The following is a 15,527-nucleotide window of genomic DNA, read 5'->3' as shown; positions in this document are numbered from 1 at the left end:
GAAGTCGTCGTACTCGGAGCTCCAGTACGACGACTTCTGCGGAGTCGCGAGCACGCCGACCGCCCTTCCGCCTGTTGACGTCAACATGTACAGTCGGAGGCCACGGGCGTGTTCACGTGAACAGCTCCCCTTTCAGAGTTGAAAGAGAGACGCATCGATGTCGATGTCCACTGCTAGACGCACTCGCCGGAAGGCGGGCCGGATCGCCGCGCTCGCCACGAGCGCCGCCCTCGCCGCCGGAGCGCTGCTCGCGCTCCCCGCGGCCGCCGCCCCCGCGCAGGCCGCCGACGCCTTCCGCATCACCCCCAACCCCGCCGCGGCGGGCGAGTCGTTCGAGGGCTGGGGCACCAGCCTGGTCTGGTTCGCCAACGCCACCGGGAACTACCCCGAGGCCCTCCGCGAGGAGCTGTATCAGAAGGTCTTCGGCGACGACGGCCTCGACCTCAACATCGCCCGCTACAACATCGGCGGCGGCAACGCCTCCGACGTGAAGGACTACCTCCGCCCCGGCGGCGCGGTCGAGGGCTGGTGGAAGCAGAACCCGGCCGGCGACGCCGCGACCTACGGCGGCACGAGCACGAACTACGCCGACCGCGACGCTCTCCTGGCCAAGTGGAACGCCGGCGACGCCTCCTCCTACGACTGGACGAGCGACGAGACGCAGCGCTGGTGGGTCGAGAAGCTCGCCGAGGAGAAGCAGATCTCGCACTGGGAGGCGTTCGCCAACTCCGCCCCCTACTTCATGACCGAGAGCGGCTACGTCTCCGGCGGCTTCAACGCCTCGAGCGAGCAGCTGAAGCCCGCCGCGGAGGCGAAGTTCGCGCAGTACCTCGCGACCGTCACCGCGCACATGGAGGACGAGTACGGCATCGAGTTCGACACCCTCGACCCCTTCAACGAGCCGAACACCAACTACTGGGGCACGCAGCTCACCAACGGCGTGCCGACCGGCGGACGGCAGGAGGGCATGCACATGGGCCCGACCCGCCAGGCCGACCTGATCCCCGACGTCGCCGCCGCCCTCGCCGCCTCGTCGAGCGACGCCGGCATCGCCGCGATGGACGAGACCAACCCCAGCATCTTCAAGACCAACTGGGCCGCCTACTCCGCCGCCGTCCGCGCCGAGGTCGACCGGATGAACGTGCACACCTACGGCACCTCCGACCGCCTCGCCGTCCGCGACCTCGCCAAGCAGGCCGACAAGGACCTCTGGATGAGCGAGATCGAGGGCAACTGGGTCGCCGGCTACGACCCGGTCAACATCGAGAACGGCCTCGGCATCGCCGGCCGCATCAACGACGACCTGCGCGAGCTCGAGCCGAAGGCCTGGGTGCTCTGGCAGCCGGTCGAGGACCTCTACAACATGAGCCCGAAGGGCGAGAACCTCAACTGGGGCTCGATCTTCATCGACCTCGACTGCACGCCGTACCAGGAGGCCGGCGCCGAGGTCTGGAAGTCCGCGCGCCGCGTCGCGGACGCCGGCGGCGACTCCACCAAGGCCCCGGTCTGCGGCGTCGAGACGAACTCGAAGTTCAACACGATCCGCAACTTCACCAAGTTCGTCCACGAGGGCGACCACCTGATGCCCACGAACGACACCTCCTCCACCGCCGCCGTCCGCGGCGACGGCAGCGGCGCGACCGTGGTGCACACCAACACCGGCGCGACCGCGAAGACCGTCGTGCTCGACCTCTCCCGCTTCGGCAGCATCGCCGCCGGCGCGACGGTCACCCCCTACGTCACGACCCAGGCCGCCTCGGCCGCCGCGCCCACCGGCAACGCGCTCGTCGCGAAGCCCGCGGTCGCCATCGACCGGGAGTCGCGCACCGCGACCGTCACGGTGCCCGCCAAGTCGGTCACCTCCTTCTCGATCGACGGCGTCTCCGGCGTCGCCGACTCCGCCCCGGCGCTGCGCGACGGCCACCGCTACCAGCTGGTCGGCACGCAGAGCGGCAAGGCGCTGACCGGCAACCCCACCGGCGCCGCGACCACGATCACCACCCTCGCCACCGACTCCACCGCCGCCGCGAAGCAGAGCTGGACCGTCCGCGAGGTCGCCCCCGGCGAGCGCGAGGCCACCCGCCGCGTCGTGCTGCAGAACGCCGACGGCCGCGTGCTCGGCGCCACGAGCGCCGGCACCGACCTGCGCACGCTCTCGGTCGACGCCGCGAAGGCCGACGCCGCCACCCGCTGGATCGTCAGCACCACCGACGGAACCGCCTACACACTGGTCAACGAGTCGATCGGACTCTCGCTCGACGTCAACGGCCAGTCCAGCACCGAGAACACCACGGTCGGCGTCTACGGCTCGAACGGCGGAGCGAACCAGTCCTGGACGCTGCGCGACCTCGCCCCGTCCGCCGCGCAGACGGTCGCCGTCCGCACCACCGTCGGCGTCGCGCCGACCCTGCCCGCGTCGATCGCCCCGCAGTACGCCTGGGGCACCGGCGCACCGGTCGCCGTCACCTGGCAGCGCCCGGCCGACTCGGCCTACGCCGCCGCCGGCCGCGTCGAGGTGACCGGCACCGCGACCGACCTCTTCGGTCAGTCGATCCCCGTCACCGCGCTCGTCGACGTCGGCGGCCTCACCGCCACCGACCCGGCGTCCCTCACCGTCGCCGCCGGAGCCTCCGTCGCCGCGGTGCAGGCCGCGGCCCCCGCCACCGTGCCGGCCCGCGTCGGCGCCTCGACCAGCACCTTCGCGGTACCGGTCACCTGGGACTGGACGCCGCTGACCACCGCCTCGCTCGCGGCGCCCGGATCGGTGACGATCTCCGGCACCGCGACGGCCGACGGCCAGACCCTCCCCGCGACGCTCACGGTGCTGGTCACCGCGGGCACGCTGCGGAACTTCAACCCCGATGCGGGCATCGTCGCGACCGCGACCTCGTCGGAGTCGGGCTACGGACCGGAGCGCACCCGCAACGGGGTCGACGGCGACAAGGGCTGGTCCAACTGGACGAGCGGCACCAAGGCCGCGCAGAGCAGCCTGACCTACACCTTCCCCAGCACCCGCCAGGTGCAGCAGGTGTCGGTGCAGTTCCAGCGCGACGGCGGCACCAGCTGGGCGCAGAGCTACCAGCTGCAGTACCAGGGCGCCTCGAGCAGCACGTGGACCGCGGTTCCCGGCTACGAGTCCGCGGTCGCCCTGGCCGCGCCCGCCGACGGCACCGCGCCGACGCTGACCGCGACCTTCGCGCCGGTGACGGCCAAGGCCTTCCGCATCGTGATGAACGCCTACGCCAACACGCACCTGATCGTGTCGGAGACGAAGCTGTACGAGTCGGTGGCCTCGCCCGCCGCGGTCGCCACCCTCGGCGCCCTGCGCGTGAACGGAGTCGGCGTCGCCGGCTTCGAGCCGGCCCGCGGCTCCTACGCCGTGACCGTCGACGGCACGACGATGCCGGTGCTCACCGCGGTGGCCACCGACTCGGCGGCCCGCGTGCGCGTGACGCAGCCGACCACCGCGAACGGCGGAGTGGGCACCGTGGCGATCACCTCGGCCGACGGCACGGTCTCGCAGACGACGACCGTGACCGTGACACTGAAGGCGCCCGCCGCCCTCGCCGTCGCGGTGACGGCCACGACCCGCTGCATCGCCGGCAAGGTCACCCTGACGGTCACGGCGCAGAACAACGCGACCGTCCCCGTCTCGATGACCGTCGCCTCCGCCTACGGCTCGAAGGAGTTCACCGGCATCCTGCCCGGCAAGAACGCCTCCGCCGCCTTCTCGACGCGCGCCGCCTCGGTGCCCGCCGGCCAGGCCACCGTCACCGCGACCGCCACCGTCGACGGCGCCCCCGTCACCACGGTCGTCCCGGCCGCGTACGGAGCCCGCACCTGCTGACCCGCGTGCCGGCCCCCTGCATGCTGGTCGAGTAGCCGCGCAGCGGCGTATCGAGACCCACCCACCGAACACGTGGATCTCGATACGCCCGCTCCGCGGCCTACTCGATCAGCATGAAGACGCGGCCGCACGCGAACGCGGACCGCGCATGCTGGTCGAGTAGCCGCGCAGCGGCGTATCGAGACCCGCCGCGTCAAGGACGCCGGCCCGTCAGTCCGTCGCCGCGTCGTAGACCGCGAGCAGGCGGTCGAGGAAGGCCTGCACCGTCGCGCGCTCGGCCTCGTCGAGGTCGGCGACGACCGCCTCGACGCCCGCGATCAGCGGGGCGACCCGCTCCTGCGCGCGCCGCGCCGACTCCTCCGAGGCCGTGACGATCAGCTTCCGCCCGTCCGTCGGGTGGCGCTCGCGGCGGACGTGCCCGGCCGCCTCGAGGCGGTTCAGCACGAGGGTCGTCGCCGCCGTCGAGACGCCGAGGCGCCCCGCGAGCTCGGTCGGCGTCAGCGGCCCGCTCGACATCAGGTGCGTCATCGCGTCGAGCCCGACGGCGTCGACCGCGAGCGCGCGGGTCAGCGACTGCTCGAAGAGCCGCTGCCGCTCCGTCACCTGGCGCACGCGGGTCCGGATGCCGAGATCGGGCGCGCTGTCACTCATGCCTCCACGATAACGGTGTAGATTGCCAATCTCATTGATTATCAACGAAAGCGGCAACCATGACCCGTGTCCTGATCTCCGGCGCCAGCATCGCCGGGCCCGCCCTCGCGTTCTGGCTGCACCGCTACGGCGTCGAGACGACGATCGTCGAGCGCGCGCCCGCCCTGCGGCTCGGCGGGCAGAACGTCGACGTCCGCGGCGCCGGCCGCGAGGTCGCCCGCCGGATGGGCCTCGAGGACGACATCCGCGCCGCGACGACCGGCGAGGTCGGCACCCGCTTCGTCGGCCGCGGCGGACGCACCCTCGCCGAGTTCCCGGCCGGCACCACCGACAGCGGCGGCGCGACCGCCGAGCTCGAGATCCTCCGCGGCGACCTCGCGCGGCTCCTGGTCGACCGCACCGTCGAGCACACCGAGTACCGCTACGGCGACCGCATCACCGGCCTCGACGACCACAGCCACGACGACACCGGGAGCGGCGTCACCGTCTCCTTCGAGAACGCCCCCGACGAGCGCTTCGACCTCGTCGTCGCCGCCGACGGCATCGGCTCGAGCACCCGCCGCCTCGTCTTCGGCGACGAGCCGGAGATCCGCTCGCTCGGCCTCGAGACCTCCTACGCCACCATCCCGCGCACCGCGGCGGACGACGACTGGTGGCGCTGGTACAGCGCGGCCGGCGGACGCAGCATCACCCTCCGCCCGGACCCGCACGGCACGCTCCGCGTCGCGCTCTCCCAGGTGATCGACCGCCGCCTCGACCGCGCGAGCACCGAGCGCCGCTCGCTCGACGAGCAGCGCGCGCACCTCCGTGCAGTCTTCGGCGACGCCGGCTGGGAGGCGCAGCGCGTCCTCCGCGGGCTCGACGAGGCCGACGACCTGTATTACGAGCAGATCGGGCAGGTGCACGCCCCGCGCTGGTCGAGCGGACGGGTCGCGCTGGTCGGCGACGCCGCCTACTGCGCCTCCCCGGTCAGCGGGATGGGGACGAGCCTGTCGCTCGCGGGCGCGTACGTGCTCGCCGGCGAGCTCGCGGCGCACGTGGATCCGCGCGACGGCTTCGCGGGGTACGAGCGGATCATGCGGCCCTACGTGACGCAGGCGCAGGCGCTGCCGCCGGGCGTGCCGCGGGTCGCGAACCCGGTGTCGCGGCTCGGAGTGGCGGCGTTCGGGCTCGCGGTGAAGGTCGCGGCGACGCCGGTGATCGGGCGGACGATGGGGCGCTTCTTCACGCCGCCCGCGGATGCGATCGAGCTGCCGGAGTACTCGCACCTGGAGCGCTGAGGACGCGGGATCTCGATACGCCCCTGCGGGGCTACTCGATCACCATAGAGGTGCGCCCCAGCGGGGCTACTCGATCGACATGGAGATGCGCCCCAGCGGGGCTACTCGATCACCATGAGGAGGCTCGCGGGCCTCCTATGTTGGTCGAGTAGCCGCGGAGCGGCGTATCGAGACCCGGCGTCCTCAGCAGAGCAGGTCTGCAGACTCGACTTCTGAAGCCGGTGGATCTCGATACGCCCGCGGCGCGGGCTACTCGATCAGCATGCGGTGGTCAGTGGGCCTCGGCCGGCTCGCCGCGCTTCAGGACGCGGCGGACGCCCGTGACGGCGGCGACGACGATCAGGCCGAGCACGAGGCCGAAGATCATCGAGACGAAGGTGTCGGCGATCCAGACGACGACCGGGCCGGCGCCCTCCACCGCGTGGGTGACGACGTGCACGAGGTCGTACGGACCGTGCCAGAAGGTCTCGGCCAGGTTCGCGGTGACGAGGTGCCCGCCGACCCAGAGCATCGCGAGCGTGCCGATGATGCTGATGGTGCGGAAGACGGCCGGCATCGAGGCGACGATGCGCACGCCGAAGCGCCGGACGCCGCGAGCCGCGTTCTTCATCAGCCGCAGCCCGACGTCGTCGATCTTGACCAGCAGCGCGACCGCGCCGTAGACGAGCAGCGTCATGCCGAGGCCGACCACGGCGAGCGCGCCGAGCGTCCCGCCGAAGCCGAGGTCGGTGTCGAGCCCGTCGAGCGCGATCAGCATGATCTCGGTGCTGAGGATCAGGTCGGTCCGGACGGCGCCGAAGACGAGCTTCTTCTCGTCGCGCGCCTCCGTCTCGCCCGCCGCGTGGTGCACGCCGAACCACTCGAGCACCTTCTCCGCGCCCTCGAAGCAGAGGAAGGCGCCGCCGACGATCAGCAGGTACGGCAGCACCCAGGGCGCGAACGAGGAGAGCAGCAGCGCGATCGGGATGATGATCACGAACTTGTTGACGAGGCTGCCGAGCGCGATCCGCCCGACCACGGGCAGCTCGCGCGCCGGGGTCAGCCCCTGGACGTACTGCGGAGTGACGGCCGCGTCGTCGATGACGACACCGGCCGTCTTCGCGCTCGCCTTCAGGGCGGCGGTGAGGATGTCATCGACGACGGCGAGCAGGCCGACCGACATGGGTGCTCCTTAGCGAGGACGGGTGAGAAGCCTCACAGTATCGCCCGCAGCCGACACCTCCGAGCGGCCCGGGCGGCCCCGAGGGCCTCAGCGCGGCGCCGGCCCCGTGCTCTCGCGCACGACGAGCTCCGTCGGCGTCAGCGTCACGCCCGAGCGCTCGCCCGACTCCAGCTCGCGCAGCAGGATGTCGACCGAGCGGCGCCCGGTGTCGCCGAACGACTGATGCACGGTGGTCAGCGGCGGCCAGAAGCTCGCCGACTCCTCCATGTCGTCGAAGCCGACGACGCTGACCTCGCCCGGCACCGCCCGGCCCGCGTCGTGCAGGGCCCGCAGCACGCCGAGCGCCATCTGGTCGTTCGCGGCGAAGACCGCCGTCACAGCGGGATCCGCGGCCAGCTCCCGGCCGATCCGGTACCCCGACGCGCTCGACCAGTCGCCGACGAGCGCCTCGGGCACCGGGGCGCCCTGCGCGCGCAGCGTCGACTCCCACGCCTCCCGGCGCCGCTCGGCCGAGTAGGAGCGCTCCGGCCCGGCGATGTGGTGGACGGTGCGGTGGCCGAGCCCGAGCAGGTGCTCGACGGCCTGGCGCGCGCCGGAGACCTGGTCGGTGTCGACGACCGGGTAGCGGTCGCCGCCGGCCGAGTCGACGACCACGACGGGGAGATCCGGCGGCAGCACGATGTCGGCCTCGTCGAGCAGGTGCGCCTCCATCACGATGATGACGCCGTCGACCGCCTCCTCGCTCAGGCGGTGGAAGGCGACGGACACCTCGCCCTGGGTCGGGTGCGGGACGGGGATGAGGGTGATCGAGTACCCCGCGTCGGCCGCGGCGACCGCGATGGCGTCGAGGGTGCGCATGTTGCCGAAGGAGGAGAGCGTGAACATGATCACGCCGATGCTGTGGAAGCGGCCGGTGCGCAGGGCCCGCGCGGCGCTGTTGGGCCGGTAGCCGAGGGCGCGCATCGCCTCGAGCACGCGCTCGCGCGTCTCGGTGTCGACGTTCTGCTTCCCGTTGGACACCCGCGAGACGGTCTGCCCGGACACGTTCGCGCGTCGCGCGACGTCGGCCATCGACACGCTCCGTCGGCGTGGGACGGCGGTCGCCGCGTTCGTCTCGATGGCCATGCCGTCCCTCCACGAGTCCCGCGCCGGTGGCGGAACATCGTTTCCCCATCGAAACCTAACGGATCGTGCGCGTGTTGACGTGGCCATGCTACGGTGGCGTCCTGCCATGTTGACGTGAACATGTCGGAACCGACCCCGAACGGAATCTCCTCGATGACGACGACGTCTCCCCCTGTCCCGCTGCGCGAGGTCACCCCTCCGGCCGCACCCCTCGCCGTTCCGCGCAGTCGCGCGAAGAGCGAGTGGAAGGGCCTGGCCTTCGTGGCCCCCTTCCTCGTGGTGTTCCTGCTGGTCTTCATCGCGCCGGTGATCTACTCGATCTACCTCAGCCTCTTCCGCGAGCAGCTCATCGGCGGCAACGCCTTCGTGGGCTTCGAGAACTACCTCGCGATCTTCCGCGACCCGAACTTCTGGGAGGGCTTCGGCCGCGTCCTGCTGTTCCTGGTCGTCCAGGTCCCTGTGATGCTCGTGCTCGCGCTCGTCGCGGCCCTCGCGATCGACAGCGGCCGGCTGCACGGCACCGGCTTCTTCCGCATCGTCGTCTTCCTCCCCTATGCGGTCCCCGCGGTCGTCGCGGTCCTGATGTGGGGCTTCATCTACGGCGACAACTTCGGCCTCACCGCCAACGTCAACGACCTGCTCGGCTCCGACCTCATCGCGCCGTTCTCGCGCGACTGGATCCTGGTCTCGATCGGCAACATCGTCACGTGGGAGTTCGTCGGCTACAACATGCTGATCTTCTACTCCGCGCTGAAGACCATCCCCGGCGAGCTCTACGAGGCCGCCGAGATCGACGGCGCCGGCCCGCTGCGGGTCATCCGCTCGATCAAGCTGCCCGCCCTGCGCGGCGCGATCGTGATCGCCTCGATCTTCTCGATCATCGGCAGCTTCCAGCTGTTCAACGAGCCGAACATCCTCCGGACGCTCGCGCCGAACATCATCACCACCTACTTCACGCCGAACATGTACGCCTACAACCTGTCCTTCGCGGGTCAGCAGTACAACGCGTCGGCCACGGTCGCCATCGTCATGGGCGTGATCACCGCGGTGATCGCCTACGTCGTGCAGCTCCGCGGCGCGCGCAAGGAGAACTGATGGCCATCGCAACCGCACCCCGCCCCACGAAGGCCGCCCCGGCGAAGCGCCCCGCCCGCCGCGGCTCCTCGGTCGCCCCGAAGAAGTCGATCGCCTTCACCCTGCTGATGTCGGCGTTCATCCTCTACAGCCTCGTGCCGCTCGCCTGGCTCGTGATCAACGCGACCAAGACCCAGGCCGGCCTGTTCTCGAGCTTCGGCCTCTGGTTCGACGGCGACTTCGTCCTCTTCCAGAACATCGCCGAGACGCTCACCTACCGCGACGGCATCTTCCTCCGCTGGCTCGGCAACACGCTGCTCTACGTGGTGGTCGGCGCGGGCGGAGCGACCCTGCTCGCCACGCTCGCCGGCTACGGCCTCGCGAAGTTCCGCTTCGCCGGGCGCAAGGCGGTCTTCGCGGTCGTCCTCGGCGCGATCGCCGTCCCCGGCACCGCGCTCGCCGTCCCGACCTTCCTGATGTTCAGCCAGCTCGGCCTCACCAACACCCCGTGGGCGATCATCATCCCCTCGCTGATCAGCCCCTTCGGCCTGTACCTGGTCTGGGTCTACGCGGTCGAGTCGGTGCCCACGGAGCTGCTCGAGGCGGCGCGGATGGACGGCGCTGGCGAGTTCCGCACCTTCTTCACCATCTCGATCCGCCTGCTCGCCCCCGGCATCGTCACCGTGCTGCTGTTCTCGGTCGTCGCGACCTGGAACAACTACTTCCTCCCGCTGATCATGCTGAGCGATCCGCAGTGGTACCCGCTCACCGTCGGCCTCAACCAGTGGAACGCGCAGGCCACCGGCGTCAGCGCCCAGCCGATCTACAACCTGGTGATCACCGGCTCGCTGCTGACGATCATCCCGATCGTCGTCGCGTTCCTCGGCCTCCAGCGCTTCTGGCAGTCCGGCCTGAGCGCCGGCAGCGTCAAGGGCTAGGCCCTCCCCCGTACCCACTCCCCGGTCGGAGCGTCCTGCCCCGCACCACTCCACCCGCACCACCCCACAGCACGAAGAAGTGAAGGGAATCACCATGAAGATCGCCCACTCCGCCCTCCGGCGGACCCTGACGGTCGTCGCGGCCGCAGCACTCGCCGCGGGCTCGCTCGCCGCCTGCTCGTCCGGCGGCACCACCGGCGGCGGCACGACCGCCTCCGGCACCGCGGCCGACCTCGACGCCGCGCTCGAGACCGGCGGGAAGATCACCTACTGGAGCTGGACCCCCAGCGCCGAGGCCCAGGTCGCCGCGTTCGAGAAGGCATACCCGAAGGTCGACGTCGAGCTGGTCAACGCCGGCACGAACAAGGACGAGTACACCAAGCTCGAGAACGCGATCAAGGCCGGCTCGGGCGCCCCCGACGTCGTCCAGATCGAGTACTACGCCATGCCGCAGTTCGCGCTGTCGGACTCGCTGCTCGACCTCTCCCAGTACGGCATGGGCGACCTCGAGGACAAGTTCTCGGCCTCCACCTGGGGCAGCGTCAACATCGACGGCAAGCTCGTCGGCCTCCCGCAGGACTCGGGCCCCATGGCGATGTTCTACAACAAGACGGTCTTCGATCAGTACGGCATCGCCGTGCCGACCACCTGGGACGAGTACATCGCCGCGGCGAAGTCGCTCCAGGCGGCCGACCCGTCGAAGTTCATCACCGCCGACACCGGCGACGCCGGCTTCGCGACCAGCATGATCTGGCAGGCGGGCGGCGAGCCCTTCACGACCGACGGCACGAACGTCACCGTGAACCTCAAGGACGAAGGCACCGAGAAGTGGACCGGCGTCTGGAACCAGCTCGTCGAGGGCGGCCTCCTCTCCGACACCCCCGCGTGGGGCGACGAGTGGTACAAGGGCCTCGGCGACGGCTCGATCGCCTCGCTGATCACCGGCGCCTGGATGCCCGGCGTGCTCGAGTCCAGCGTCCCCGACGCCTCCGGTGACTGGGCCGTCGCGCCCATCCCGACCTACGACGGCACCGCCGTCAGCGCCGAGAACGGCGGCGGCGGCCAGTCCGTCACCAAGCAGAGCGAGAACCCGGCGCTGGCCGCTGCGTTCCTGCGCTGGCTGAACAGCGACGAGGCCTCGGTCGACGTCTTCCTCGAGAGCGGCGGATTCCCGTCGACCTCGGCCGACCTCAGCAGCCCGGACTTCACCGGCGCCGAGTCCGAGTACTTCGGCGGCCAGAAGATCAACGAGGTGCTGACCCAGGCCTCGACGGACGTCCGTCCCGGCTGGTCGTACCTGCCCTTCCAGGTCTACGCGAACAGCGTCTTCGGCGACACCGTCGGCCAGGCCTACGCCAACAAGTCGAGCCTCGACGACGGCATCGCCGCCTGGCAGAGCAAGCTCGTCGAGTACGGCAACGCTCAGGGCTTCACCGTCTCCGAGTAGCACTGTTCTCAAGCAGCACTGGCGGCGCTCGAGGCCGGTCGGATCGCTCCGGCCGGCCTCGACCCGTCCCACGATCCTGAGGGGGATCCCGCATGACCACCGCTCCCGACTCCGCCGCGCCGGCCGCCGTGCCGACCGGCGCGACCCAGAGCCGCTTCGCCATCGGCGCGACCGACTTCGAGCTCGACGGCAGGCCGCACCGCATCCTGTCGGGAGCGCTGCACTACTTCCGGATCCACCCGGACCTCTGGGCCGACCGGATCCGCAAGGCCCGCCTGATGGGCCTGAACACCATCGAGACCTACGTCGCCTGGAACGCGCACGAGCCGCAGCGCGGCGCCTGGCGCGAGGACGCCGGGCTCGACCTCGGCCGCTTCCTCGACCTGATCGCCGCCGAGGGCCTGCACGCGATCGTGCGCCCCGGCCCCTACATCTGCGCGGAGTGGGACAACGGCGGCCTGCCCGCCTGGCTGCTCCGCGACCCCGAGGTGGGCGTGCGCCGCTCCGAGCCGCACTACCTCGCCGCCGTCAGCGACTACCTCCGCCGGATCTCCGCGATCGTGGCGCCGCGCCAGATCGACAGCGGCGGCCCCGTCGTCCTCGTGCAGATCGAGAACGAGTACGGCGCGTACGGCTCCGACAAGGAGTACCTCGCCGAGCTGGTCCGGGTCACCCGCGACAGCGGCATCACGGTGCCGCTGACCACGATCGACCAGCCGACTCCGCAGATGCTCGCCGACGGCAGCCTGCCCGGCCTGCACCTGACCGGCTCGTTCGGCTCGCGGACGGCCGAGCGCCTCGCGACGCTGCGCGAGTTCCAGCCGACCGGCCCGCTGATGTGCATGGAGTTCTGGTGCGGCTGGTTCGACGACTGGGGCACCCAGCACCACACCACCGATGCGGCGGCGTCGGCGAGCGAGCTCGACGCGCTGCTCGCGGTCGGCGGCTCGGTCAACATCTACATGTTCCACGGCGGCACCAACTTCGGCCTGACCAGCGGCGCGAACGACAAGGGCCGCTACGCCGCCATCACCACGAGCTACGACTACGACGCCCCGCTGAACGAGAGCGGCGACCCGACGGCGAAGTACTGGGCCTTCCGCGAGGTCATCGCGCGCTACGCGCCGGTGCCGGAGGAGGTGCCCGCGGTGTCCCCGCCGGCTCCGGTGCTCACCGCGCCGCTCGTGCCCGGCCCCGCGCTGCTCGGGCTCGACGCGGTCTTCGGGCCGGCGACGCGCCTGGAGTCGATGGCGAGCTTCGACGACCTCGGGCTGGCCGGCGGGTTCGCGCTGTTCACGACCACGCTGGCGGCGGGCGACGCTCCCGCCCGGCTCGTCGTCGGCGAGGAGGTGCGCGACCGCGCCTGGGTGCTGCTCGACGGCGTCCCGGTCGGCGTGCTCGCGCGCGACGACCACGAGCGGGCGATCACCCTGCCCCGCGGCACCGGCGAGCTGGCGGTCCTGGTCGAGGACCAGGGCCGGGTGAACTACGGCGAGCGGATCGGCGAGCACAAGGGGCTGATCGGCGGCGTGCGGATCGACGGCGCGGAGCTTCGCGGCTGGGTCGCCCGGCCGCTCGCGCCGGAGTGCCTGCCCGAGTGCGGCCGGGTGCCCGGCAGCGGGGCGTTCGCGGCCGGACCGGGGCTCGCCTCCGGCTCCTTCGAGCTCGACGCGCAGGCCGACCTGCACCTCGACACGCTGCACTGGGGCAAGGGCCTGGTCTGGGTGAACGGCTTCCTGCTCGGCCGCTACTGGCGGCGCGGGCCGCAGCGCACGCTGATCGTGCCGTCGCCGGTCACCCGGGTGGGGCGCAACGAGGTGGTCGTGCTGGAGTTCGAGTCGATCGCGGAGCCGGAGATCCGGCTGCTCGCGCACGCGGACCTGGGGCACACGGAGATCTAGCGGGCGGGCGGTGGTGCGGCGGGAGTGTCCGAGGCCTCTGCTAGCCTCGGGCCGCTCCGCCCCGACGCACGGCGGGGCAGAGGGGGAACCACCATGACGCACACCACCGCCGCCCGAGCCGGAGTCGCCCTCGCGGGCGCCCTGCTGCTCGCGCTGACCGGCTGCACCGCCGCCGCCGAGCCGGAGCCGACCGCCGAGGCTCTGCCGCAGCACACCGACGCCGAGCTGGCGACGATCTTCGACGACATCCAGTTCGTGCCCGCGGAGTTCACCAGCACCGAGGAGATGCTCGGCTCGGTCTACCCGGGGCTCACCGCGACGGACGCCTCCTGCCTCGCGCCGTTCGGCGTCGGCTGGGACGCGGACGACACGCTCACCGACGCGGGCCTCGCCTACGGGACGAGCGCCGACCGCTCGATGACCTCGGTCGTCGCGAGCACCGGCGACGCGGACACCGCCTCCGCCCTCGTCGCCTCCGCCGAGGACGCGCTCGAGCGCTGCGCCGACGGCTCCGAGCTGTTCGCCCTGCAGGGCACCCCCGTGCAGACCACCGTCGAGCAGACCGAGCCGACGATCACCGGCACCGACGAGGCCGTCGGCTGGACCGTCACCGGCGACGTCGGCGGCGCCCCCTTCACCCTCGTCGGCATCACCACCCGCGTCGGCGGCGACGTCGTCGCCCTCGTCGGCTGGGACCCGTCGACGAACACCTCCTACGTCCCCCAGGCCACCCAGCTCTTCGTCGACGCCCTGTAGCAGCGCGGCTCAGTGGCGAGGGAGAGCGCTCGAGCGCTGCAGAACATCAGCTGAGAAGGGGTGGCCTCCGCTGTCAGACGAGGCCCCCTGCTCTCAGCTGATGTTGTGCGCATCCCTTCCGGTCGAGCAACGCGCAGCGCGTATCGAGCCGCGAAGCCGCTTCTCGTCTCGGTGGTGAGGGAAAGGACGCGGCGGCGCCGCGCCATGGTGGTCGAGTAGCCCCGCAGGGGCGTATCGATCAGCATGCTTTTCCCCATACGGACTGGGTGATCGTTCCTAGGAGACCCGCGTGGTCGGCGTCAGCTCAGCCAGGAGAGCCGGCCGCCGTGCGGCGCCGTGAAGGCGAGCGGCACCCCGTCCGCCGCGAGCAGGAACGGCGTGCGCTCCGGCGCTGTCAGCGAGGCGGCCTGCACCCGGAGCGACGGCAGCAGCGCCTCCGCCTCGAGCGTCACCAGGCTCGCGCCCGACTCGGCGACCGCCGCCAGCACGCGCTCCCGCGCGGCCCACGGCAGGTACACCAGCGTCCCGAGGGACACCACGACCGCGCGCAGCCCGCGCGGCACCGCGGCGAGCACCTCCGGCAGCGCCTGCGCCGCGTCGCCGGCGACGATCGCGGGCGGGTCCTCCCGCAGCGTCGCCACGGCGGCCCGGAGCCGCTCGGTGCGCTCCGGCCGGTCCGGCGGCAGCAGCGCCTCCAGCCAGGCACGGTCCTCGGCGGAGCCGACGTCGAGCGGACGCAGGTCCAGCCCGCGCCGCCAGGCCACGACGGGGAGCCGCGAGGGCGCCGCTCCCCCGGTCACCGCGCACTCGAGCACCGGCTCGCCCCGCCCCAGCCGAGTCGTCCCCTCCGCCCCCGCGAACACGTACGAGTACCGCTCCGGCGCCAGGCACAGCCCGGCCGAGGCGCCGATCTCGATCAGCGCGACCGGCTCCCCCGGCTCCGTGATCCGCTCCAGCGCCGCGACCAGCGGGGCGCAGCGCAGTGCCTCGTTCGTCTGGGTGAGCCGCTCCGCCGCCACCGGCGCGACCCGCGGCCACTCCCGCCGCAGCCACTCCGCGAAGCCCGAGCCGTCCACCGCGGGCACCCCGAGCAGCCGGGCCACCGAGAACAGCAGCGACGGCTGCCGGTGGGCGGGCGGCAGCTCGTCGATCAGCGCCAGCAGCGCCTCATCGCCGGCGACGGCGAGCGCCCACTCGACCTGCAGCTCGGAGGTCTGCGCCAGCTCGACGGCGGCGCGGCGGTAGCGGTCGGCGGTCGGCTCCATGCCTCCATCCTCCGCGATGCCCCGCGAACGGGATGCCCTCACCACGCACCCGCGCCGCTACGGTGAGCGGACATCCACCCC

At 72.0% G+C, this 15,527-nt stretch carries 11 protein-coding genes; 7 read left to right on the top strand and 4 right to left on the bottom strand.

The window, feature by feature from the left end; genetic code table 11:
- Positions 1-157 precede the first annotated feature (157 nt).
- Entirely contained in the window at positions 158-3,847 is a 3,690-nt protein-coding gene (locus C1I64_RS17755) for a discoidin domain-containing protein (protein ID WP_127888135.1), read from the top strand.
- 210 nt (positions 3,848-4,057) lie between these two features.
- Here the strand turns inward: C1I64_RS17755 and C1I64_RS17750 are convergent, their stop codons facing one another.
- Positions 4,058-4,498, bottom strand: coding sequence for a MarR family winged helix-turn-helix transcriptional regulator (locus C1I64_RS17750; RefSeq protein WP_127888134.1), 441 nt, complete (start codon positions 4,496-4,498; stop codon positions 4,058-4,060).
- A gap of 59 nt (positions 4,499-4,557) precedes the next feature.
- Here C1I64_RS17750 and C1I64_RS17745 point away from each other — a divergent pair, with 59 nt between their 5' ends.
- Positions 4,558-5,778, top strand: coding sequence for an FAD-dependent monooxygenase (locus tag C1I64_RS17745; protein ID WP_127888133.1), 1,221 nt, complete (start codon positions 4,558-4,560; stop codon positions 5,776-5,778).
- Positions 5,779-6,049: 271 nt separating this feature from the next.
- Here the strand turns inward: C1I64_RS17745 and C1I64_RS17740 are convergent, their stop codons facing one another.
- Positions 6,050-6,940 carry a DUF808 domain-containing protein gene (locus tag C1I64_RS17740; RefSeq protein ID WP_123731701.1) on the bottom strand — a complete coding sequence of 297 codons (891 nt, stop codon included), beginning with the start codon at positions 6,938-6,940 and terminating at the stop codon, positions 6,050-6,052.
- Positions 6,941-7,027: 87 nt separating this feature from the next.
- On the bottom strand, positions 7,028-8,065 hold the full coding sequence (locus C1I64_RS17735) for a LacI family DNA-binding transcriptional regulator (protein WP_127888132.1): 1,038 nt from the start codon (positions 8,063-8,065) through the stop codon (positions 7,028-7,030).
- A gap of 153 nt (positions 8,066-8,218) precedes the next feature.
- Between C1I64_RS17735 and C1I64_RS17730 the strand changes: the two genes are divergently transcribed.
- From C1I64_RS17730 to C1I64_RS17710, 5 genes are all read left to right on the top strand, one after another.
- Positions 8,219-9,160 (top strand): carbohydrate ABC transporter permease, encoded by a 942-nt coding sequence (locus C1I64_RS17730; protein ID WP_123444496.1) that lies wholly within the window; start codon positions 8,219-8,221, stop codon positions 9,158-9,160.
- Positions 9,160-10,077, top strand: coding sequence for a carbohydrate ABC transporter permease (locus C1I64_RS17725; RefSeq protein ID WP_123444435.1), 918 nt, complete (start codon positions 9,160-9,162; stop codon positions 10,075-10,077). Before C1I64_RS17730 ends, C1I64_RS17725 begins: the two co-directional genes overlap by 1 nt.
- A 94-nt stretch (positions 10,078-10,171) precedes the next feature.
- Positions 10,172-11,524 carry an ABC transporter substrate-binding protein gene (locus C1I64_RS17720; protein ID WP_123444434.1) on the top strand — a complete coding sequence of 451 codons (1,353 nt, stop codon included), beginning with the start codon at positions 10,172-10,174 and terminating at the stop codon, positions 11,522-11,524.
- Positions 11,525-11,616: 92 nt separating this feature from the next.
- The gene (locus tag C1I64_RS17715) at positions 11,617-13,425 is read left to right on the top strand and encodes a glycoside hydrolase family 35 protein (protein WP_127888131.1); all 1,809 of its coding nucleotides are present in this window, start codon (positions 11,617-11,619) and stop codon (positions 13,423-13,425) included.
- Between the two features lie 93 nt (positions 13,426-13,518).
- A complete protein-coding gene (locus C1I64_RS17710) occupies positions 13,519-14,181 on the top strand; it encodes a hypothetical protein (RefSeq protein WP_127888130.1) in 663 nt (220 codons plus the stop codon).
- Positions 14,182-14,480: 299 nt separating this feature from the next.
- Here C1I64_RS17710 and C1I64_RS17705 read toward each other — a convergent pair whose 3' ends face one another.
- A complete protein-coding gene (locus C1I64_RS17705) occupies positions 14,481-15,446 on the bottom strand; it encodes a DUF2332 domain-containing protein (protein ID WP_127888129.1) in 966 nt (321 codons plus the stop codon).
- Positions 15,447-15,527: the final 81 nt, after the last annotated feature.

Origin of the sequence: Rathayibacter festucae DSM 15932 (assembly GCF_004011135.1) — a bacterium.
Classification (GTDB): Bacteria; Actinomycetota; Actinomycetes; order Actinomycetales; family Microbacteriaceae; genus Rathayibacter; species Rathayibacter festucae.
Note: the sequence above shows the minus strand (reverse complement) of the source record. Positions and strands in the feature narration are given on the sequence as shown.